The following is a 20,494-nucleotide window of genomic DNA, read 5'->3' as shown; positions in this document are numbered from 1 at the left end:
GACACCGCCGCTTCCGCTTCGACGCTCAGGCCGGGTTCAGCCTCCCGGCCGGGATCGCCTGGCGCGCCATGTTCGGCGTCGACCAGGCGAGCTGGGCGATGGCGTCGTAGCCCTTCTCGTAGAACTCCATCCGGATCGTGTGCCCCCCGGCGGTGAGCGCGATCGTGCCGACGTCGTCGCGTTTGGAGTGGTCGGTCCAGGCGTCGACGAGGAGTTGCCCGTCGACCCACAGCCGCACGCCGTCATCCGTTGTGGTGATGAAGGAGTAGGTGTCGGCGGTGGGGGCGTCGACCTGTCCCGTCCAGCGCACGGAGAAGTCGTCGACGGCGATCGGGGCGCCGGGTGTGCCCTGCCCCCAGTCGAAGTCGACGGTCTCGTCGACACGAGTCAGGGCGGGCGCGCCGGAGAGGGCCGTGTTGGGGAAGTACTCGGCTTTGAGGCCCTGGTCGGCGAGCACGAGCGTGGTCACCGAGCGGGCGGGGAGGGTGATCGAGGCGGTTCCGCCGCTGACGGCCAGGGTCCCGGTCCGGTGCGGGGTCCACGTCGCCTGACTGTCCCCTGTGGACTGCCAGATCGCGGCCGAACCGGCGGTGTAGCCGGTGAGCGAGAGGCTCGTCGTCGTGGCGGCCGTCCCGCCGTTGACCAGGACGATGTTCTTGGATCCGGTGGAGGCGAAGGCGTGCAGCAGCGGGTCACTGGACGTCGTCTCGACCACCGTGGACCCGAACTGACGGAACAGTCCCTCACCGGTGAACATGCCCATGCCGTGGTAGACCGGCGTGGGCGCGTTGACGGGGATGGTGCCTTCCCCTTCGGTGCTGGTGATCCCGAGACCGGTGTTGTCGCGGGCGTTGCCGTTCTTGTCGCCGTAGATCAGCGAGGAGGCGCCGTTTTCCAGGATCGTGCCCATCGCCGCGGCGCCCCACACCGTCGCCAGGTGCGTGACCATGCGGTCCTCGGCGTCGACGTAGTCCATGTTCCATTCGCCGATCTGGATGGGAATGCCGCCGGGCCGCGAGGGGACGAGGCGGGCGATGCGCGCCTTGAGGTCGGCGATGTCGGTGCCCATCTTCGTGATGACCGGTCCGACGAGTTGCTCGGGCGTCGCGGGCGTGTAACCGGCGCCGTAGTCGTGGTAGTCGACGAAGTCGGTGCGCGACCCCGAGCCCTGGAGGAAGGCCTCCATGTACGGGTACTCCCACGATTCCGTCCCGTACGAGGCCAGGCCCGGCCCGCCGACCTCGACGGCGTCGTCACGGGCGTGCAGCGCGTCGTAGATCGCGTTGAAGCGGGCGACGTACTCGGCGGCGTCGACCTTGTCGGGGTTGCCGCCGTTGTCGGTCTCGTTGCCGACGATGAACTTGCGCACCGGAGCCCCGGTCGCGGCGAAGTGGTCGTAGATCGACAGCGCGTCGGCGAGATCGGCCGCGGCCGTGCGGGTCCCGCTCAACGGGAGGATGAGCATCGGTTCGGCACCGAGGTCCCGGATCGCCGCGACCCAGTCGTCACCGTCGTAGTCGGTGCGCTCGCAGCCGTCCCCACCGCACACGAGCCGGCCGTTCTCCCACATCAACTCCATGCGCATGACGCCGAAGCCCTGCCGCCGCACGTGCCCTTGATGGGTGGCGTTGTTGGTGATGTAGTTCTTGCTGCCGTACCCGGTGATGTCGAGGCCGTAGTCGGCGGCGTCGAGCCGCGCGACGGCCTTCGTGAAGTCGACCGCGACGGTCGCCGCGGCGGCCTGCGCGGGCGCGCCCGGCACGGTGACGAGGGCCAGTGCCACCAGTGCGGATACGGCCGCCGATGCTGTCTTTCGCATGATGCTCCAGGCATTGAGGGGATCAACGGCCCGCAAGTCTGGCAGAGGACGTGATCACTCCACAATGGCCGCGTGTCAACGCGCGGTTAACACTCTCAGCGCAGCTCGGCGACCGCCGACACGACCTCGTCACGGAACGTCGCGCCGAACAGCGCGGTGTGGACCAGCAGCAGGTGAAGGCGATGCAGCGGCCGGCGTTCGCGCCAGCCGCCGGCGAGTGGGTGGACCTCGTCGTAGGCGGCGAGTATGCGGTCGAGATGCGGTGCGCCGCCCCAGAGTCCGAGCTGGGCGAGGTCGGTCTCGCGGTGCCCGCCGTGGGCGGCGGGGTCGATGAGCCAGGCGCGTCCGTCGGCGGCCCAGTGCACGTTGCCGGGCCACAGGTCGCCGTGCAGCCGGGCGGGCGCTTCGGCGGGACCGGCGAGTTCGGCGACGCGGCCGAGCACCGCCTCGACGGCGACGACGTCCTCAGTGGACAGTGCGCCGGTGTCGCGGGATTCCTTGAGGTACGGGAGAAGCCGGCGTTCGGCGAACCACGAGGGCCAGTCCTCGCCGGGTCCGTTGTCCTGGCCGAGGCGGCCGATGAAGCCCCGCCAGGGTGCCCCGAAGCCTTCGGCTCCCGCCCGGTGCATGCGCGCGAGCGCGGCACCGAACTCCTCGGCGGCGTGCGCGGTGGCCTCGCCGGCGGGGACCCAGTCGAGGACCAGGACCTCGTCGGCGACCGAGACGACCTCCGGGACCGGCGGCCCGCCGGCCTCGGCGAGCCAGCGCAGACCCGCGGCCTCCGAATGCAGCAGGCCCGCCGGGCCGTCCTCGACGAACTTGGCGAAGACGTCGCCGCCGTCGTCGAGGGTGAGGCGTTGCGCGACGCCGACCGAGCCGCCCGGGACGGGCGTGCAGCGAATTCGCTGATGTTCGATGAGCATGGGCACCCGGTGGGGGTGTGCGCGCAGGTAGGCGAGGTCCACGGAAGGGAGCGTAGCGCCGCCGCCGGGTAGGTAAGGCCCCACAGTGCCCCAAATGAGAGTAGACATGAGACATGGTGGACACCCAGGCACAGGCGGTCATCCGTGGATACCGGCCGAGCGACCATCTGGCGTGCCGCTCCCTGTGGGCGGAACTCGTCGAGGTGCACCGGGAGCTCTACGCCGACCCGAAGTACGGGGGACATGATCCGGGGGCGGCCTTCGAGGGGTACCTGACCAGGCTCGACCTGACCGGCATGTGGGTCGCCGACGACGCCGAGGCGGGGGTCGTCGGGCTCATCGGCCTGATCCTGGACGGGCGCGCGGGCGCCGTCGAGCCGGTCATCGTCGCCTCCGCCCACCGCAACGGCGGGATCGGCAAGGCGCTGCTCGGCCGCGTCGCCAGTGAGGCCCGCAAACGCGGGCTGACGCACCTGTCGGTGGCGCCCGAGACGCGCGACCTTCCGGCACTGGCGGCGCTGACGTCGGCCGGGTACACGACGCTGTCGCGGCTCACGCTGACCCTGCCGCTGGGAACGCCCAAGGAGGAGCCGCCGGACGGGCCGACGCTGGATCTGCTCGGGCATGAACTGCGCTACTGAGCGGCGCCCCCGGACGGACGCGGTGTCCTCTTTACATCCGGGTATGGGGGAAGCGTGCCCACGAAGACGCTGAAGATCGGACTGGCCGCGGTGATCGTGCTCGGCGTCGTCGTCGGCGCGGTCGCGCACGGCACCGAGTCACCGCCGTCGCCGTCGCCTCCTCCACCGTCCGCCGAGCAGGCGTTCACGCCGATCATGCCGCTCGGCGACTCGATGACCCTCGGGATCCAGGCGACGGGCGGCATGCCCAGGTTCGTCGCCTACGACGGCTACCGCGAGGACCTGTGGCTGCGACTGCGCGACGACGCCGGGATCAAGCCCGACTTCGTCGGGAGCTGCCCGAGGGACACGTGGGACCGCTTCAAGTGCTCCAAGGGCCGGGGCACGATGGACGACCCCGACCACGAGGGGCACTCCGGGTTCCGCGTGCACCAGCTGTCGGCGTTCATCGACGGCTGGATCGACGAGGCTCAACCGAAGATCGTGCTGCTCATGGTCGGCACCAACGACCTGTGCGACGCGTGCGACCGCGAACACGCGCCCGGTCGGCTCGCCGACCTGGTCGGCGAGATCATGGCGAGGCTGCCCGCCGACGGGCGCCTTTTCGTCGCGACGATCCCGCGGCGACACGACGTCCGGGGCGCCTACGTCGACGCCTACAACGCCGAGGTTCCGGGCGTCGTCGACGCGGCCGAGGCCGCCCACCCGGGGCGCGTGCACCTCGTGCCGCAGCACGTCGTCGGCGAGGAGGCCGGGGACATGTCACCCGACGGCGTCCATCCCAGCGCGTGCGGCTACGCGAAGCTGGCGTTCGTCTGGTACCGGGCGATGGACGAGCGGATGCCCGGCGACTGGGACCTGGGCGAGTCGCCGTTCGAGGGCCACGGGGCCTGCGCCTAGCGGGGGCGACGCGGCCGGTGGGGCGTTAGCGACGCCCCCCGATCCGCCGCCCGGCACGCGGTGGATCGAGGGGCGTCTCCCCTCGGCAAGGTCGGTCAGAAGCGGAAGACGACCCCCGCGTCGGCATCGAGGAAGCAGGGGTTGAGGTAGTCCTTGGCGACGTCGACGGGATGGTCCGTCCAGGTTCCCTCCGCGCGCACGGAGACCGGCGCGGACTGGAGCGGGCACTGCTCGGGGGGTGTGGCCCCCGTGAGCCGGTCGAAGTCGCCGTCCGCGGCCCACAGCGCGTCGCAGGCGTCGGCGGCGTACGGGTGGTCGCCGCCGTCCGGGCCGCACCGCAGGGTGACCGTCCGGGGCTCGCGCCCCTCGGACGTCCGGGTGAGCGTCAACTCGGCCGACGCCGTGGCCGGCGCGGCGGCTGCGCTCGCGCCTCCGGCGGCGGCAATGGCGGCGGCGGCGAGCGCGCCGACCGCGATCAGTCGCATCACTCGGGCTCCTCGAAGGGTCGGTGTCGGCGCCCCCGGAGGTCTGGGAGACGTCCAGGTCCGGCAGTACCTGGGAACCGCCGGGGGCGCCGACACACCCCGTCTGGCGGGGGTGTGGTGGAAGGTCTCAGAGGGCGAAGACGGGACCGGTGGCGGCCCGCAGTTCGCAGGTGTTGGCGTACTCGCGCACGTGGTCGACGAGAGTGCCGCGCCACTGGCCCTTGGCGGTGACGACGACCGGGTCGTAGATCGTCGGGCAGATCGTCCCCGGCGCCACGTCGAGGTCGTCGAAGTCCCCGTCGACCCCGGCGAGGACGGAACAGGCCTCCGGCGCCTGGGCGTGCGTGCCGCCCGTAGGCTCGCACCGCAACTCCGCGACAGCCGTCCCGGAAGACCCCTCGGTCGTGAGCACGAGCGCCGCCGACTCCGAAGGCCGCGCGGCGGCCGACGTCGCACTCCCGGCGGCGAAAGCCGCGGCGAAACACGCACTCAGCGCCACGACGGTATGCACTCGCATGGGTAGTCCTCCACATTAGGCGGCGGGTACGAGACGATCCTTCAACACAGAGCGCCGGAATGGAATACACGGAGCGAAGGATGACGGGGATCCGCCACTAATAGTGAACTTTGTGGTCGCGCATCGTGGGGGCGGGGTGGCGACGGCGCGGTGGAGCGGAGGAACGATGTTGTCCGCGGGACCTCTCGCCCGGCAGTCGTCCACGAGCTCGCTCGCGGCTGAACCGGCCCGGGTCTGACAGCTTCCGGGAACTGCGGAACCGAAGGGCGCCCGAGCCGGGACGGTGGGCGAAGCGGTCGGGAAACACGGCGACCGCCGGCGGCAGACGACCATGCGGCAGCCCCTCCGGCCGTCGGCGACGACGGCACGCCAGACGAGGCCGCGACGGCACGACGGGCATGACGCCGGCCCCGGCACCGGCGGCGGCGACAAGCGCGAGTGGCATCGGCGGTCCCATCCGGAGCGGATCTCAGTTCACTGACACGCGTGGACAGGGATCCCCGCGAAGCGGGATGCGAACGTGTGTGGACACCGTCGGCCGCTCCACACGAGGTCAGGGGCGAGCACCGGAGCCGCGAAGTGCCGGTCGGCTGCGGACAAGGCGCGGCGGCGAAGCCTCGGCAAACGGGCGCGGAGGTCGGCGACGCGGCGAGGGCTTCAGCGGCGAGCAAAGGACGGCCGTTCTCTCAGCTGGGCGGCTCCGGCACGGGCTTCGCGGGCCGAGCTTCACGGGCCGAGACCAGTGCGGACGAGCGCCTCGCGAGCTGAGACGACGCAGGTTGCCGTAGCGGCGAAGGCTTCGGGTGACGTGAGACGGCTGCGAGTGATGCGGCCACCGCGACGCCCGATCGACGGCGGAGACGCATCCCGGAGCCGGCGACAGGCGGGCGCAGGTGCGAAATGCCAAGCTCGTGGACCACAGGCGTCAGCGCCACGCGCGGTAAGACGACGGGATGTCGCGCGGCCTCACGGAACGGGGACAAGCGAATCACCCACGAGAGGCGGAGCCACGGCGGGCGAGCGCGAGCCTCGACAGCGTGAGCCGGCGGGTTGAGTCGGCGGCGTGAGTGGCGAGCGCCGAGAAGCGCTCACGGCAAACGTGACGGGGTTTGTGGAGCCGTACGGCGGCGTGTGGAAGGGCGATCCAGGTGGGGCGGACGGCAGCGCTTCCGGTGGCGCGGTCCGGACGGCGGTAAGGCACGGCAGGCTGTGGCACCGGAGACACCGGGGTCCGGTGGGCACGGGCTTCCGGCGAGGCGGCTCAGCGGCTCAGCGGCTCAGGGGACAGCGAACCGCGAGACAGGCCGGGGCGGACGAAGGCGGCACCAGCTGAACGCGAAGTGGCGCGAACCGGGCCGGTAGCGGTGCGCCGAACACGCGATCGCGGCGAACCGAAGCCAAGAGGTGCCGCGCCACCGCACGTGCTGTGGAGGCCGAGCCACACGGCAGCACGTGCGGCGGCGCGGCCCGGGCGAGTGACGATGACGGCGATCTGTGGCACCGGAGGGACCGGGGCCGGTGGGCACGGGCTTCCGGCGAGGCGGCTCGGCGGAGGGCGGCATCAGCTGAACGCGAAGTGGCGCGTACCAGGCCGGTAGCGGTGCGCCGAACACACGAGCCCCACGCCTCGCCAGCCGCATCCGACGCGATCGCCGCGATCGCCGCGAAGCCCAGAGGTGCCGCGCCAGCCGTGCTGTGGAGGCCGAGCCACACGGCAGCACGTGTGGTGGAGCCGATCCGGGTGAGCGAAGGGCACGGCAGGCTGTGGCACCGGAGACGCAAGCGTTCCGGTGCCACGGGCTTCCAGCGAAGCGGCTCGGCGGACATCGGACAGAGAACGGCAGGACGGGGCCGGGGCGGACGAAGGCGTCGGCGGTGGAACCGTGGTGTCGGAGGGCCAAAGGTCTCGTTGCCGAAGGGCACCTAGCAGCGGCTCGGAAGCCGAGCCACAAGGCGCGCACGGCTTGAGCGAAAGGCCCGGGAGCCATGCCTGCGATCTCGGCGGCGGGAATGTGGTGGGTCGAGTCGTCCGAGCGCCTTGTGGACGGTCGTGCTGTGGCGCCTCGGCCGGCGATTGGGTTGAGCGTGGTCGGTGGGGTTGAGCGTTGTGTGGGCGACGGGGACGCAGGGTTCGACGGCGGCGGGGGTTACTCGGAGACCGTGAGCGCTACGGCCGCCGGATGGCGTGGAGCCTTGGCGCAGGCGGTGCCGCGTGGGCAGTGGCGTCGCTGCTCAGGTTCGGGATTTCGGTGGGTGCGGTCGCAGGCTCAGGCGTGGGAGGCGGCGAACGCGGCCGCGGCGGCGGTATCCCCGGCCCCGGCTGGGACGGGCTGGAGCTGCGGCGTCTGGGACACGGTGTCGTGAAGGCGGAGGCGTCGGGACTTGGTCGGGTACAGCCGCGCGGGAGGGTGTGCGGCCGTACCCGAGTCTTGGCGGGGGTTGTCGTGCGAGGCCAGGCGAGGGTATCGCGGGGGTGTCGTGAGACCTGGTGTTCTGTGGGCGTGTCGGGCGGCCGGGTGCGGCCGCGGGGGAGGGCGGCCGCACCCGGGTCTCGGTGGCGTGGCGGGCTACCAGGTGGGGTCGGCGGCCGCGGTGGCAATCTCTTCGGTGAAGGCGCTGACCTGGGTGTAGACGCCGGGCTTGCCCTTCTCGGCGCAGCCTTCACCCCAGCTGACGATGCCGACCTGAACGACCGTGCCCTCGGCGTCGGGGCGGAAGAGCGGGCCCCCGGAGTCGCCCTGGCAGCTGTCCACGCCGCCTTCGGGGACTCCCGCGCACAGTTCCTCCTCGGGGACCAGGTCGACGTAGGAGCCTCCGGCGGCCGCGCAGGTGTCGTCGTCGACGAAGTCGACGGTGGCCATCCGGAGCATCGGGGACTGTGGTCCGTCGGGTTCGGTGGCGCCCCAGCCGGTGACGGTGAAGGTGCCGTGGTCGGCGGCGGTGCCGGAGGTGAGCGGCAGCAGCGGGAGGCCGTGCATGGGCGTCTTCAGCCGGACGAGGGCCCAGTCGCGGCCCATGCCGTCGTAGCCGGGGGCGACGTGGACGGCCGTGGCGGTGCTGGTGAGGGCCTCCGGGTCGTCCGGGTCGACGGTGCCGGCGGTAGCCGTGATTGACCGCGGGTCCTCGACCCCGGCGACACAGTGGGCGGCGGTGAGGACGAGCTCGGGCCGGTACAGGGAACCGCCGCAGCCCATGGACAACCGGACCATCCACGGGAATTCGCCCGGTGGAGCGAGGGTGCCGCCGACGATGCGCGGTGAGCGCGGGCCGGGGTCGGCCTGGGCGGCGGGTGACTCAAGACTCACGGCGATGAGGAAGGCGACGGCGGCGAGCAGGTAAAGCGCCAGGTCACGGACGGGACGGGCGCGGTGAAGGGTATGCGGCGAAGCGAACATGATTCTCCCTCGGGTCGGATGCTTGTCGTAGGCTCGGGAAACATGGGACGAGTGACCGACAGACGCCGGGTACAGCGCATTCACCAGGGCGAACGCGGCTTCCGGGCGGACACGCTGATCGTCGAGGAGCCCCTCGAAATCCAGCTGAACGGTGAGCCGCTGTCGGTCACGATGCGCACGCCGGGCGACGACGTCGACCTGGCGCTCGGCTGGCTCTACGCCGAGGGGATCATCACCTCCTTCGAGGACGTGGTCACCGCCAAGCACTGCATGGACAGCGACCTCAACGTGCTGGACGTGCGCCTGCGGCCGCACATCGCCGTGCCCGACCGGGCCGGCCGCGGCTTCACCGTCAGCGGTGCCTGCGGGACCTGCGGCACCTCCAGCCTGGAAGCGCTGCGGGAGGTCACCGCCAAGGCGGTGCGCTGGCCGATCCGTGACGACGCCGCTCCCGTCGACCCCGTCGCGCTCACCGCGCTGCCCGACCGTCTGCGCGGCTCGCAGAAGGCCTTCGCGCGCACAGGCGGGGTGCACGCCGCGGGCCTTTACGCGCCCGACGGGACCGAACTCGCCGTCCGTGAGGACGTGGGCCGCCACAACGCCGTCGACAAGATCGTCGGCGAGCGCCTGCGCGCGGGCGCGCTCCCGCTGGCCGGTCACGTGCTGATGGTCAGCGGGCGGGTCGGTTACGAGATCGTGCAGAAGGCGGCCATGGCGGGGATACCGGTGCTGGCGGCGGTGTCCGCCCCGAGCACGCTCGCGGTGGACCTCGCCGCGGAGCTCGGGATGACCCTGGTGGGCTTCCTGCGCGGCGACTCGATGAACGTCTACACGGGCACGTCGCGGACCTCCTCCTCGCAGGCGGCGTCCTCGGCGTAGGTCGCGGCGATCCATTCGCGGGTGATGGGCGGGAGCGCGGTGGGTGAGATGGCGGCGTTGAGCACGTCGGTCAGCATCAGGCCGAGGCGGTAGTCGGGCTGGGCCTCCAGGGCCCGTTCGACCGCGATCCGGGACAGGGCGCCGTTGCCCGCGCGCCAGGCCGCGTAGGACAGCAGTGAGGCGGTGACGGGGACGTGCTCGGGTTCGGCGTGCCGGACGAGGCGCACCCACAGGGGGACGAGGGCTTCGGGCTCGTTCTCGTCGACGAGGGCCCAGGCCTCGTCGCGGATGCGGTCGTGGCCGAGCAGGAGGCACAGGCTCGCGATGTCCCCGACCTCGGGCAGCCGCCCGCTTTCGCGCACCTCCGCGACGACCCGCCGCAGCAGCATGACGCCTTCGTCCCGCCAGGCGTCCCAGCGGGCGGTGGTGTCGCGGGCGCCGAGGAGCTCCTCCGACAGGCTCGCGCTCTTCGCGGCCAGGGCGGCGCGGACCTCCGCGCGCGCCTCCGCTTCGCAGGGCGCGATCAGCGCGGCCACGTCCTCGCGCTTGGGGAGGGCCTGGAGCCCGGCGAAGGTCATGGCCGCCGATACGCGCTCCCCGGCGAGGTCGAAGGCGGTGCCCTCGACCGGGCAGCAGTCCACGCCAGGGCACAGGTAGGACCAGTAGCGGCCCTCGGTCACCCGCAGCGCCTCCCGGACGGGCAGCCCGGCCTGGGCGAGGGCGTCGCGGAGGATGTCCATGTCGACGGTGACGTGACCCGGTGGCCCGTAGCCGAGCAGCAGGACGGAGTCCACGCCCTGGCGCGATAGGTTCTCCACCACGCGGGTCGGGTCGCGTGGGGCGCCGGAGCCCGACAGGTCGTAGCGGCCGGTGACCTTCACGTCCCCCGAGGCCAGGCCGAGGAACGCGATGGACTCGCTCGGGTGGTACCCGAGCAGGTAAGGGGTCGCCGCGAGGAGGTCCTCGGGCGAGCCGAGCCGGATGCGGGTCGTCTCTGTCGCGGAAATCGCCATGAGTCGACCATGCGGGACGGCACCGTCTCCCCGCCAGCGCGCGAAATCCGGCCTGTGGACAACCCACCGGTTGTGGATAACTCGGCGGTACATGAATACCGTCTCGTGTATACCGAGAGGCAAGCCCATGACACAGCCGCCCACGGCCGACGCAGCCGTCATCCTGTCCGGCGGGGCATCCCGCCGGATGGGCGGCGTGACCCCGAAACCCCTGCTGCTCCTCAAAGGCAGGCCCCTCCTGCACCGGGTCGTCGACGCCCTTCCGCCCGGCACGCCAACCGTCGTCGTCGGCCCCGACACCGGCCTACCCGCCCACGTCACCGCCGTCACCGAGGACCCACCCGGCGCAGGCCCCGCCCACGCCCTCGCCGCCGGACTGAGCCGCATCCCCGCCACCGCCACCCACGTGTGGCTCCTCGCCGCCGACCTCCCCCTCCTCACCCGCGCCGCCGCCGACGCCCTCCGCGCGGCGGTCGGCGCGGCCGACGGCGCCGTCTACACCGACGACGACCACCCCCAGTGGCTCTGCGGATGCTGGCGCGCCGACGCCCTCCGCCAGGCCGCGCGCGACACCGCCCCCGGCGCCTCCCTCCGCCGCACCCTCGGCCCCCTCCCCCGCGTCGAACTGCGCTGGACCTCCCCCGGCCCGCCGCCCTACTTCGACTGCGACACACCGGAAGCGCTCGCCGAGGCGGAGTCCTGGCTGTAATCCGGCTCACCCGTTGTCACGTCCCGCCCGCGCGAGGTGTCCCAAGGGGCGTTCACGGAAAAAAGGAGCCCCCCATGTCCCGCATCTCCACCACCCCGCCCCGGACCCTCACCAACCGCTTCGTGTCCTGGTTCTCGAAGCGCAAGTTCGGCCGCGAGCTCGGCCCGGCCGTCGTCGCGGGGCACAACCGCAAGGTCCTCATGACCACGCTGCGGATGGAGCTCGGCTCGGCCAAGTGGAACGCGACCCCGGCGTCCCTGCGACTGCTGGCCACGATGCGCTCGGCCGCGACCATCGAGTGCGAGTGGTGCATGGACTTCGGCCACTGGCTGGCCGTCGAGGAGGGCGTCGACGCCGATAAGATCCAGTCGGTGCCGAACTGGCGCGACGCCACCTGCTACACACCGGTCGAGCGCGCGGTCCTGGAGTACGCCGAGGCGATGACGGTGACCCCGCCGGAGGTCACCGACGAACTCAACGCGCGCCTGCGCGAGCACCTCTCCGACGCGCAGCTGGTCGAGATCACCGCGACGATCGCGCTGGAGAACTTCTACGGCCGCAACAACCACGCCCTCGGTCTCGCGCCGGAGGGGTTCAAGGAGAGCTGCGCCATCCCGGCGCGCAAGGGGTGAATCATGCCGACGACCACCGAGCTGTTCACAGAGCACCGGAAACTGCTGTTCTCCGTGGCCTACCGCATGCTCGGTTCGGTCGCCGACGCCGAGGACGCCGTGCAGGACTCGTGGCTGCGCTGGTCGGCGGTCGACCTCTCGGTCGTCGACCACCCGAAGGCGTACCTGGTCAAGGTCGTGACGACGACCGCGCTGAACCGCCTGCGCGCGGCCCGCGCCCGCCGCGAGTCCTACGTCGGGCCGTGGCTGCCCGAACCCCTGCTGACGGGCCCGGACGTGGCCGAGGAGGTCGAGATGGCCGAGTCGGTGTCGCTGGCGATGCTGGTGGTGCTGGAGACCTTGGGCCCCGACGAGCGCGCGGTCTTCGTGCTGCGCGAGGTCTTCGGTTATCCCCACGCCAAGATCGCCGAGGCCCTCGACAAGCCGGAGGCGACCGTACGGCAGCTGGCGCACCGGGCGCGCTCCCACGTGCAGGCCCGCCGCCCGCGCTTCGAGACCGACCGGGCGCGCCAGCGCGAGGCCACCGACCGTTTCCTCGCGGCCACGCTCGACGGTGACGTCGAGTCGCTGATGGCGGTCCTCGCGCCCGACGTCACGCTCATCACCGACGGCGGTGGCCGCATCACCGCCGCCCGCAACCCGGTCTCCGGCGCCGACAAGGTCGCGCGTTTCCTCCTCGGCGTCTCCTCCCGCCCGTGGCACGGCGTTGACCTGTCCGAGTTGCGCTACGACGAGGCCGAACTCAACGGCGCGCCCGCGCTGGTCGTCTACCTGCACGGCAAGCCCGTCTCGACGATCGCCGTGGAGGTCGCCGACGGGCGGATCACGGCCGTGCGCATGGTCGCCAACCCCGAGAAGCTGACGCACCTGCCCGAGCGGGAGGACCTCGCCTAGTCCGTCGGCGGCCGGGGCGCGATCGCGTCGAGCGTGAAACCGTGCCGCCCGACGCGCACGTCGACGAACACCGCGTCGGCGGGCCCGGTCAGGTTCTGGGCCGTGAGGACCCGGCGCATGCGTCTCAGCGCGGGCGGTGTGCTCACCGCCCAGGTCAGCAAGAGGAGTACGGCCGCGCACGTCACCAGCGTCCAGAAACCGTCGATGGTCATGCGGACGCCCAGGTGGGGGCTGGCCCACTCGGCCGCCAGCAGCAGGAGCGTGTTCAGCGTCAGGCCCAGCAGTAGCGCGAACGTGGACGCGCGGATCATGGCTCGGTTCACCGCGATCCACGGCCAGCCCTCGGCCCGGTAGTCGACGTGCACGCCGGGCAGGTGGTACAGGCAGGCGAGCACGACCAGGGTGATCCCGGTCCGCCACCACGCGTCCGGTTCGAAGCCGATCAGCCCGACGGCGAGGAGCAGCGCGAAGCCGCCGATCGAGGCCAGGACGCGCGTGATCTGACCGGCCAGGAGCGGCCGCAGCGCGGGCTCGGTGAACAGGCGCGGGAGCTGGACCGGCAGCCAGGTCAGCACCATCGTCACCAGCGGCGCGAGCACGAAGGGCCAGAACCCTTCGACGCGGAAGGGCCAGGACATGGCGTCGGCGACCCGGGAGGTGAGCCACCAGGCGATCGGCCCGGCGAGGACGGTCACGGCGAGCAGTGCGGTGTACCCGAAGCAGCCGACGCCGGCGTTCCGGCGGAACAGGCGGCCAACGCTCAACGGCACGCCCGAACGGGAGATGGACCGCGACAGCATGGTCGACAGCTGGTCGAAGAGGCTCAGGACGACCACGACGAGGAGCTGGCGCCGGACGGGCCCGTCGAGCGAGACGCCCGGGACGACGTGGGCGGCCCCCCACGCGCACGCCGCGAAGACCACGACCTGCCACAGCCGCTCGAACAGGATCGGTCGCTTCGTTTCGGTGGTCTGGACGGTCGCCATGGGAGCCCCTGCCGGTCGAACGGTGCCGGACCGGACCAGCGTAACGGTGGGGTACGACGGGCGAACGCCACGCGACGGTCCGATGTGGATCGGGCGCGGCGTTCGGGGCGGTCAGTTCTGTTCGGGCGTGTCCTTCGGACCGGACAGGGCTTCGGCGATCGCGGCGAACTCGCTCAAGGCCGCTTCGAGGTCCTCGACGATCTCGCGGGCGATGACCTCGGGCGGCAGCTGCGAGTCGGCGTCGTCGAGGGCGGGGTCTTTCAGCCAGGTGATGTCGAGGTTGACCTTGTCGCGTTTGATGAGCTGGTCGTAGGTGAACGGCCGGAAGCGTTCGGTCTCGACGCGGTTCGTGCGCGGCTCGCCGGGCCGGTAGCAGGCGACGAAGTCGTCGAGGTGCTCCCGGCGCAGCGGGTTCTGCTTGAGGGTGAAGTGCTGGCCGACGCGGAAGTCGTAGACCCACAGCGTGTCAGTCCAGGGTTGCCCGGGGCGGGCGGTCTTCTTGTCGAAGAAGAGGACGTTGGCCTTGACGCCGCCGGCGTAGAAGATGCCGGTCGGCAGGCGCAGGAGGGTGTGCACGTCGAACTGGTTGAGCAGGCGCTTGCGGACCGTTTCCCCGGCGCCGCCTTCGAAGAGGACGTTGTCGGGGACGACGACCGCCGCACGGCCGGGGATCGCGAGCATGGAGGCGATGTGCTGGACGAAGTTGAGCTGCTTGTTGGTGGTGGTCGTCCAGAAGTCGTCGCGGTTGTAGGAGATGGTCTCGCGGCCGGTCCTGCCGTCTTCGCCGATGACGGTGATGGACGACTTGACGCCGAAAGGCGGGTTGGCGAGGACGACGCTCGGGTGCCGCGCGGGTGCTTCGGCGAGGGCGTCCTTGACGGCGATCGGTGATTCACCGTCGGGGCGGCCGATGCCGTGAATGAGCATGTTCATGGCGGCGAGGCGGGCGGTGCCGTCGACGATCTCGGTGCCGGTGATGGTGCCTTCGCCGAGGGCGGCGCGCTCGTCGGGGTTGAGGTGGGTGCTGTGGCCGGAGATGAACCGGTGGGCCGCGAGGAGGAAGCCGCCGGTCCCGCAGGCCGGGTCGGCGATGGTGTCGGCGGCGGTGGGCTGGACGCAGTCGACCATGGCCGTGATGAGGTCGCGGGGGGTGAAGTACTGGCCGGCGCCGGACTTGACGTCCTCGGCGCTCTTGTGGAGAAGTTCCTCATAAGCGTCGCCTTTGACGTCGACGCTTTCGCTGGACCATTCCTGCTTGTCGATGAGGTCGACGATCAGGCGCTTGAGTTTGGCCGGGTCCTGGATGCGGTTCTGGGCCTTGCGGAAGATGACGCCGAGGGTGCCGGGCTGCTGACCGAGGTCGTGGAGGGTTTCGCGGTAGGCGTCTTCGAGCGCGGCGGCGTCGGAGTCGAGAAGGACTTGCCAGCGCTTGGCGACGTCGGTGAGCTCGGTGGCTTTGTTGAACGGGCGGTTCACCTGTTCGTGGGCCATTTTCAGGAAGAGGAGGTAAGTGAGTTGTTCGACGTAGTCGATGGTGGAGACGCCGTCGTCGCGGAGGACGTTGCAGTAGTTCCAGAGTTTCGCGACGAGGGAGCGGGCGTCGGTGGGCTTGGTGGTGCTCGTGCTGGCGCTCACAGCAGGGTCTCCTGAACGAATCCGGACGTCGGCTCGGGCGTGTGGGCGGGGGGTTTGCGGCGAGTGCGCGGGGTCTTGGGCTCGGCGGCGCGTTCGGCGCGGACGCGTTCGAGGAGGACGGAGGCGGGCTCGTCGGCGGGGTCTTGGGGGACGAGGCGGCCGGCAAAGGCTTCGCGGAGAAGGGATTGGCGGAGGTGGGTGGCGCGGGTACGGGCGGACTCGATCGTCTTCTGAAGGCGATCCATGTCTGCGGAGAGGGCGCTCATCCGGCTCACGATTTCAGCCTGCCGCTCCAGCGATGGGACTGGCATCAGAGCCTTTTCGATGGTCGTTTGATCAATCTTCGGCATCGAACCAGCCAGCCCCTTTGCCGAATCACGGAAGTACGCACGAAGCTGCGGAGCCCCAAGGACGAACTGCGCGAAATCTGGGCGCAAAGTCGCGTTTGTTCGGACCCGGATCAACAGGTCCGGGAAAATAGCCCAGTCCTCGGGGCCGGAGTAGAGAGCCGAGGTCCCGACGAGGTCCGGGGTGTTCGATCTCTGGATGAGAACATCGCCAGGTTTCAGCCACATGTCCTTGACCCGCGCTGGGTCCGCAACGGTCATCTTGGTGTACGTGTCAGTGAACTGGTTCTTGGTCACGGCGGTCAGCGTCAGAGTCCGAATGCCGGTGCCGTCGCCCGATGCGCGGGCCGAGTGGCCGTTTCGCAATGGCTCACTGAGCAACGATCCGAGCTCCTGCCACTCGACGTCATTCAGCTCGGCCAGTGCCTGGTGGGCGGTGCGCCGCCTGAAGAGGGCGGTCTTGCGAAGAGCTGTAGACGCTCCCCGTTCCGCCGCATCCAGCCGCGAGAGGTGGTCTTCGAGGGCGGTGACGATGCGGCGTTGCTCGGGGAGGGGCGGGAGCGCGACACCCCAAGCCCGAATAAGCGTCTGGCTGATGTTCTGCTGTGTCGCACCCTTACCGGCACCTACGAGATGGGCCCTCTCCGACATGAGAAACCAGAACAAGAAGCGCTGATCAATGATCTCCGGCCTTGGCACCGCGTACGCTATTGCCTGATTCGTGGCCATCTCGCATCCGGCGATAGCGAGTTTACCGATCGATCCATACATCGCGATAAGAACCGCACCTTTGGGAACGATCTTGGCCGAAGACTCACGCAATCCAAGTTCCGTGATCGATCTCGACGTCGCGGCAACAACAGAATCGTTAAGATCGCCGATGACCGCCCATGGAATGCTGCCATCGTAGTAGTTCTGGTTACCGGCTCTCGGCGTGCCGCCGCTCCCCCATTGAGCAACTTCGCTCAGCGCGCATTTGGCCCACCCCTCCGGCAGTTCCTGCTGGCTCACGCCGTCAGCTCCCCGCCCAGTTCACCTAGAATGCGCACGGCGCGTTCCTCTCCGAATTCCCGCACAAACCCATCCGTCCCGCCACGGTCGGTGAACGGTACCCGGTCCAGATCCTCCTCCGCGATGCCAGCCCCGGCAGCCGCGGTCTCGGCGAGCCGCTCCAGCCACCACCACTCGTCCTCCGTGAACTCCACGCCGGCCTGCACCTGCCGCGCCCGCCACCCCTGGAAGTTCAGCTCCACGACTTCCCTCGTCGGGACGGGCTGCCCTTCGATCAACCCCAGTTCCGCCCGGATCAGCCCCATCAGGTCCTCCGGCCCATGCCTCAACCCCGGCCTCGGAGCCGCCAACCCCAGCGACTCGTACGCCTCCCACAACCGGTCCGGGGTCCACTGCTTCGGCGGGCGCGCCAACCTGGCGGCGAGGTTCTTCAGTTCCTGGTACACCACCCTCGGGTTGCGCCCCTCGCGGTAACTGACTTCCAGCGCGATCAGCATGTCCCGGTTCTCCGCGACCCACTCCCGCCACGACCCGACGTCCCTCTCGGCGGTGTCCTCGCGCGCGACTCCCCGCGCCTCGATCAGGCGGTCGGGGTTCACCTCGTCGTAAACGATGTCCCGCGCTCGCCTGATCTCCAGCAGCCTCGCCCGCAGCTCCGGGTCGGCCAGGTACTCGCACGCGTCCTCGATGAGCCGTGCTTCCCACCCGGTTCCCGACTGGCGGGCGGCTTCGATGACGTCAGAGTCGTTGCAGGCGCTGAGCCTGCGGGTGATATCGGTCAGCGGGCGCCCGGCCAGTTCCTCCAATTCGGCGCACTGGTCGTCGTCGATCTGCTTGGCGAGGGCGGCCAGCCTCGCCCCCAGCGTCGACGCCTCGTCGAGGGTCAGGCTGAGGTTGCCCGCCTTGCGCAGCAGGGCTTCCAGGCTGATCTGCTTCTCGCTGTGCTTCTCCAGCGGTGAGGCGTCGACGCGCTCCGAGTCGGTTACGCCGACGGCGTCGACCAGCATGAACCTGGTCTTCACGTCGACGTCGGGCGTGACCTGGTGCAGCTCGACGGGGTCGATGCTGCGCGCGCCCCGGCCCTTCATCTGCTCGAACAGTGCCCAGCTCTTCACCTCGTTGAGGAAGAACACGCACTCCAGGGGCTTGATGTCGGTTCCGGTCGCGATCATGTTGACCGTGACCGCGATGCGCAGGTCGGGGCTGTTGCGGAAGGACTTGATGAGCGTGGCCGCGTCCTTGCTCTTGTAGGTGATCTTCTGACAGAAGTCGTTGCCCTTGTCGAAGACCTCGCGCACCATCGTCACGATCTCTTCGGCGTGGTTGTCGTCGACGGCGAAGATCAGCGTCTTGGGCACGACTTCGCGCGTCTTGCGGCCCGGCTCCGGCGGGAAGATCTCGGTGAACAGCCGCTCGTGGAAGGTTTCCAGCACCAGGCGCAACTGCCCCTTGCTGATGACCTTCCGCGCGATCTGCCCGCCGCTGTAGGCGTAGTCCTCGTCCAGTTCCTCATAGCGCTGCCGTCTGGTGCGGCGGTCGCGTTTGGGCACCACGATCCCTTTGGGGATCACCGCGCCACCCTGCCCGATCTCGGTGAGGATCCGGTAGACGCCGAAGTCGACGTTCACGCCGTCGGCGACGGCTTCGCGGTAGCTGTACTCACTGACGATGTTCTGGTGGAAGAACCCGAAGGTCTGTGCGACGGGCGTGGCGGTGAGCCCGACGATGAACGCGTCGAAATACTCCAGCACCGCCCGCCACAGGCCGTAGATGGACCGGTGGCATTCGTCGACGATGACGACGTCGAAGGTCTCGGGCGGCACGGCAGGGTTGTAGCCGACGCCGACGACCTCGTCGCGTTCGTAGGAGTCGAGGCCCTCGTCTTCGGTGTCGGGGTCGGGGATCGCCTGCCCGCAGAGCATCGAGTAGAGGCGCTGAACGGTGCAGATGACCACACTGGACGATTCCAGCATCCCGACGCTCTTCAAGCGCTGCACGGGGTAGAGGTCGTTGAACTTGCGGCCGTCGTCCGGAGTGAGGTAGTTCTCGAACTCGCGGAGGGCCTGGTCGCCGAGGTTGTTGCGGTCCACCAGGAACAGCACGCGTTTCGCGCCACCGTGCTTGAGCAGCCGGTACGAGGAGCTCACGGCCGTGTAGGTCTTGCCCGCGCCGGTGGCCATCTGGATCAGGGCGCGCGGCTTGGCCTTCGCCAGGGACTTTTCGAGGCCCTGGACGGCGTCGCGCTGCGCCGGCCAGAGCCGGTCGTCGTCCAGTGCGGGGAGCCGGCCGCGGAGTTTGGCACGCATGGTCGGCGCCGCAGTGTCCTCGTCGGCTTCGCGCATCCAGCGCGCGACCGTCTCGGGGCGGTGGAAGGAGAAGACCTCGCGGGCCCGCGCGCCCGGGTCGAGCATGTTCGTAAAGTGGGTCTCGACGGACGTCGTCTCGTAGCGGAACGGCAGCGGCTGCCGCCATGCCAGCAGCCGCTGGGACGCCTTGAGAGTCTCGGCGTAGCGGCCCGACTGGCGTTCGACGGCGCTGAGCGGTGTGCCCTCGCGTTTGACCTCGATGACGCCGACGAGTTTCTTGTCGACGTAGAGCAGGTAGTCGGCGGGGCCGCTGGCGGTGGTCTCCTCGCGGACCGCGACGCCCGGTCCGGCCCAGTGGTTGACGGCGTCGCCGTCCTGGACAACCCAGCCGGCCGCGTGCAGCATGCGGTCGACGTCTTCACGGACCTCGCGTTCGGTGCGGACCGGCCGGGCAGCGTGCGCGGCCCGGTCGATGAGGTGTTCGCGTTCGGCGGCGGTCGGCTTCTTGATGCTCTGGAGGTTGGTGTCGGCCTCGGCGAGAAGTTCGGCATCGGGCGCGCGCATGTTCGTGACGAGTTCGGCGAGCCGGTCGCGGTCGGCGATCAGCCGCGCGAGTTCGGTTTCGGCCTGGTGGCGGGCAGCCTTCTCTGCGTCGAGGAGGCTGGAGGCGCGGTCCTTATGGACGAGCATTTCGGTGAAACGGTCACGCATCCGGGCTAGCTCGGTGTTCAACGTGTCGAGATCGGCGCGGTCGGCCGCGTTGGTCGCGTCGCGGGTCTGGCCGGGCGGTTCGGGCGGCGCGAAGGCGAGCCGGGGGGCGTCGGGGACGAACACACGGTGATACCAGTAGCCGAGGACGAAGCACAGCCGGACGCATTCGAGCGCGGCGACCCGGTCACCGTAGTAGCCGTGCGTGGCCTTGTTGCCGGAGTCTCGGATGGTCTCGAAGGCGTCGTAGATCTCGTCAGTGTTGATGACGTGTTCGGTCTTGAGCCGGTCGATCCTTGTCGCGAGGCTTCCATGAGCCGGGAGCCGGAAGGCGCGCAGAAGGAAGCGGGCGAGGGTCTCGGTGAACCGGCGGGCCCGCCACATCGCGGTATCGGGCTCGGTGTAGACGTTCGCTTCGGCGACGACGCCGTCGATGACGAGCAGTTTCTCGTGCGCGAGCAGGAAACCGAAGTTGTGCGAGCGTCGCGCGATCTCGTCGATGCCGTCGTTGCCGCTGCCGCTGCCGTTGTGCAAGGCCCCCACCTTTCGTTCCATCCCCAGGAGAGCCGAACAGGATAACCCGCGCATAGAGATCAACTCACTCATTCTTTCGGGCAGTCCTGAGCGGCGGGCGAGTTCGCCGGGATGGTGCGGTGTGTGAAGCGCTGCTAACGTGCCCGGCATGTTCTTAACG

The 20,494-nt window shown here is 70.2% G+C and carries 16 protein-coding genes; 6 read left to right on the top strand and 10 right to left on the bottom strand.

All coding sequences use genetic code 11. The annotated features are described in order from the left end of the window. Nucleotides 1–25: 25 nt before the first annotated feature. Together HNR73_RS16495 and HNR73_RS16490 are read right to left on the bottom strand one after the other, a co-directional pair. Nucleotides 26–1,819: a PA14 domain-containing protein gene (locus HNR73_RS16495; protein ID WP_184788342.1), complete on the bottom strand. Its 1,794-nt coding sequence runs from the start codon at nt 1,817–1,819 to the stop codon at nt 26–28. Between the two features lie 95 nt (nt 1,820–1,914). Next, nucleotides 1,915–2,784, bottom strand: coding sequence for a fructosamine kinase family protein (locus HNR73_RS16490; RefSeq protein ID WP_184788341.1), 870 nt, complete (start codon nt 2,782–2,784; stop codon nt 1,915–1,917). A gap of 71 nt (nt 2,785–2,855) precedes the next feature. Here HNR73_RS16490 and HNR73_RS16485 point away from each other — a divergent pair, with 71 nt between their 5' ends. Then, nucleotides 2,856–3,383 (top strand): GNAT family N-acetyltransferase, encoded by a 528-nt coding sequence (locus HNR73_RS16485; RefSeq protein ID WP_221330933.1) that lies wholly within the window; start codon nt 2,856–2,858, stop codon nt 3,381–3,383. Between the two features lie 54 nt (nt 3,384–3,437). After that, entirely contained in the window at nt 3,438–4,283 is an 846-nt protein-coding gene (locus HNR73_RS16480; RefSeq protein ID WP_184788340.1) for a GDSL-type esterase/lipase family protein, read from the top strand. A gap of 95 nt (nt 4,284–4,378) precedes the next feature. Here HNR73_RS16480 and HNR73_RS16475 read toward each other — a convergent pair whose 3' ends face one another. From HNR73_RS16475 to HNR73_RS16465, 3 genes are all read right to left on the bottom strand, one after another. Then, nucleotides 4,379–4,768, bottom strand: a complete 390-nt coding sequence (locus HNR73_RS16475; protein ID WP_203685676.1) for an SSI family serine proteinase inhibitor — start codon at nt 4,766–4,768, stop codon at nt 4,379–4,381. Nucleotides 4,769–4,895: 127 nt separating this feature from the next. Further along, the gene (locus tag HNR73_RS16470; protein WP_184788339.1) at nt 4,896–5,285 is read right to left on the bottom strand and encodes an SSI family serine proteinase inhibitor; all 390 of its coding nucleotides are present in this window, start codon (nt 5,283–5,285) and stop codon (nt 4,896–4,898) included. 2,567 nt (nt 5,286–7,852) lie between these two features. Further along, entirely contained in the window at nt 7,853–8,680 is an 828-nt protein-coding gene (locus HNR73_RS16465) for a S1 family peptidase (protein ID WP_184788338.1), read from the bottom strand. A gap of 42 nt (nt 8,681–8,722) precedes the next feature. Here HNR73_RS16465 and fdhD point away from each other — a divergent pair, with 42 nt between their 5' ends. Beyond that, entirely contained in the window at nt 8,723–9,559 is an 837-nt protein-coding gene (gene fdhD / locus HNR73_RS16460; protein ID WP_184788337.1) for a formate dehydrogenase accessory sulfurtransferase FdhD, read from the top strand. On the opposite strand, the gene HNR73_RS16455 is transcribed toward fdhD, so the two are convergent. Continuing rightward, the gene (locus HNR73_RS16455) at nt 9,508–10,572 is read right to left on the bottom strand and encodes a DUF4192 domain-containing protein (RefSeq protein ID WP_184788336.1); all 1,065 of its coding nucleotides are present in this window, start codon (nt 10,570–10,572) and stop codon (nt 9,508–9,510) included. The genes fdhD and HNR73_RS16455 overlap by 52 nt on opposite strands. A gap of 127 nt (nt 10,573–10,699) precedes the next feature. Here HNR73_RS16455 and mobA point away from each other — a divergent pair, with 127 nt between their 5' ends. The 3 genes from mobA (at nt 10,700) to HNR73_RS16440 (ending at nt 12,807) form a co-directional block, all read left to right on the top strand. Next, nucleotides 10,700–11,281: a molybdenum cofactor guanylyltransferase gene (mobA, locus tag HNR73_RS16450; RefSeq protein ID WP_184788335.1), complete on the top strand. Its 582-nt coding sequence runs from the start codon at nt 10,700–10,702 to the stop codon at nt 11,279–11,281. Between the two features lie 74 nt (nt 11,282–11,355). Further along, complete coding sequence (locus HNR73_RS16445; RefSeq protein WP_184788334.1) at nt 11,356–11,913, top strand: carboxymuconolactone decarboxylase family protein; 558 nt, start codon at nt 11,356–11,358, stop codon at nt 11,911–11,913. Nucleotides 11,914–11,916: 3 nt separating this feature from the next. Next, nucleotides 11,917–12,807: an RNA polymerase sigma-70 factor gene (locus HNR73_RS16440; protein ID WP_184788333.1), complete on the top strand. Its 891-nt coding sequence runs from the start codon at nt 11,917–11,919 to the stop codon at nt 12,805–12,807. Here the strand turns inward: HNR73_RS16440 and HNR73_RS16435 are convergent. The 4 genes from HNR73_RS16435 to HNR73_RS16420 form a co-directional block, all read right to left on the bottom strand. Next, nucleotides 12,804–13,793: a hypothetical protein gene (locus tag HNR73_RS16435; RefSeq protein ID WP_184788332.1), complete on the bottom strand. Its 990-nt coding sequence runs from the start codon at nt 13,791–13,793 to the stop codon at nt 12,804–12,806. The two genes, HNR73_RS16440 and HNR73_RS16435, sit on opposite strands and share 4 nt — an antisense overlap. A 111-nt stretch (nt 13,794–13,904) precedes the next feature. Then, complete coding sequence (locus HNR73_RS16430; protein ID WP_184788331.1) at nt 13,905–15,428, bottom strand: class I SAM-dependent DNA methyltransferase; 1,524 nt, start codon at nt 15,426–15,428, stop codon at nt 13,905–13,907. Next, nucleotides 15,425–16,786 carry a restriction endonuclease subunit S gene (locus HNR73_RS16425; RefSeq protein ID WP_184788330.1) on the bottom strand — a complete coding sequence of 454 codons (1,362 nt, stop codon included), beginning with the start codon at nt 16,784–16,786 and terminating at the stop codon, nt 15,425–15,427. Before HNR73_RS16425 ends, HNR73_RS16430 begins: the two co-directional genes overlap by 4 nt. Beyond that, on the bottom strand, nt 16,783–20,334 hold the full coding sequence (locus HNR73_RS16420; RefSeq protein WP_239121902.1) for a type I restriction endonuclease subunit R: 3,552 nt from the start codon (nt 20,332–20,334) through the stop codon (nt 16,783–16,785). Before HNR73_RS16420 ends, HNR73_RS16425 begins: the two co-directional genes overlap by 4 nt. Between the last annotated feature and the right edge of the window lie 160 nt (nt 20,335–20,494).

The organism is Phytomonospora endophytica (genome assembly GCF_014202425.1).
Lineage (GTDB): Bacteria > Actinomycetota > Actinomycetes > Mycobacteriales > Micromonosporaceae > Phytomonospora > Phytomonospora endophytica.
This window is presented reverse-complemented; position numbering and strand designations above follow the sequence as displayed.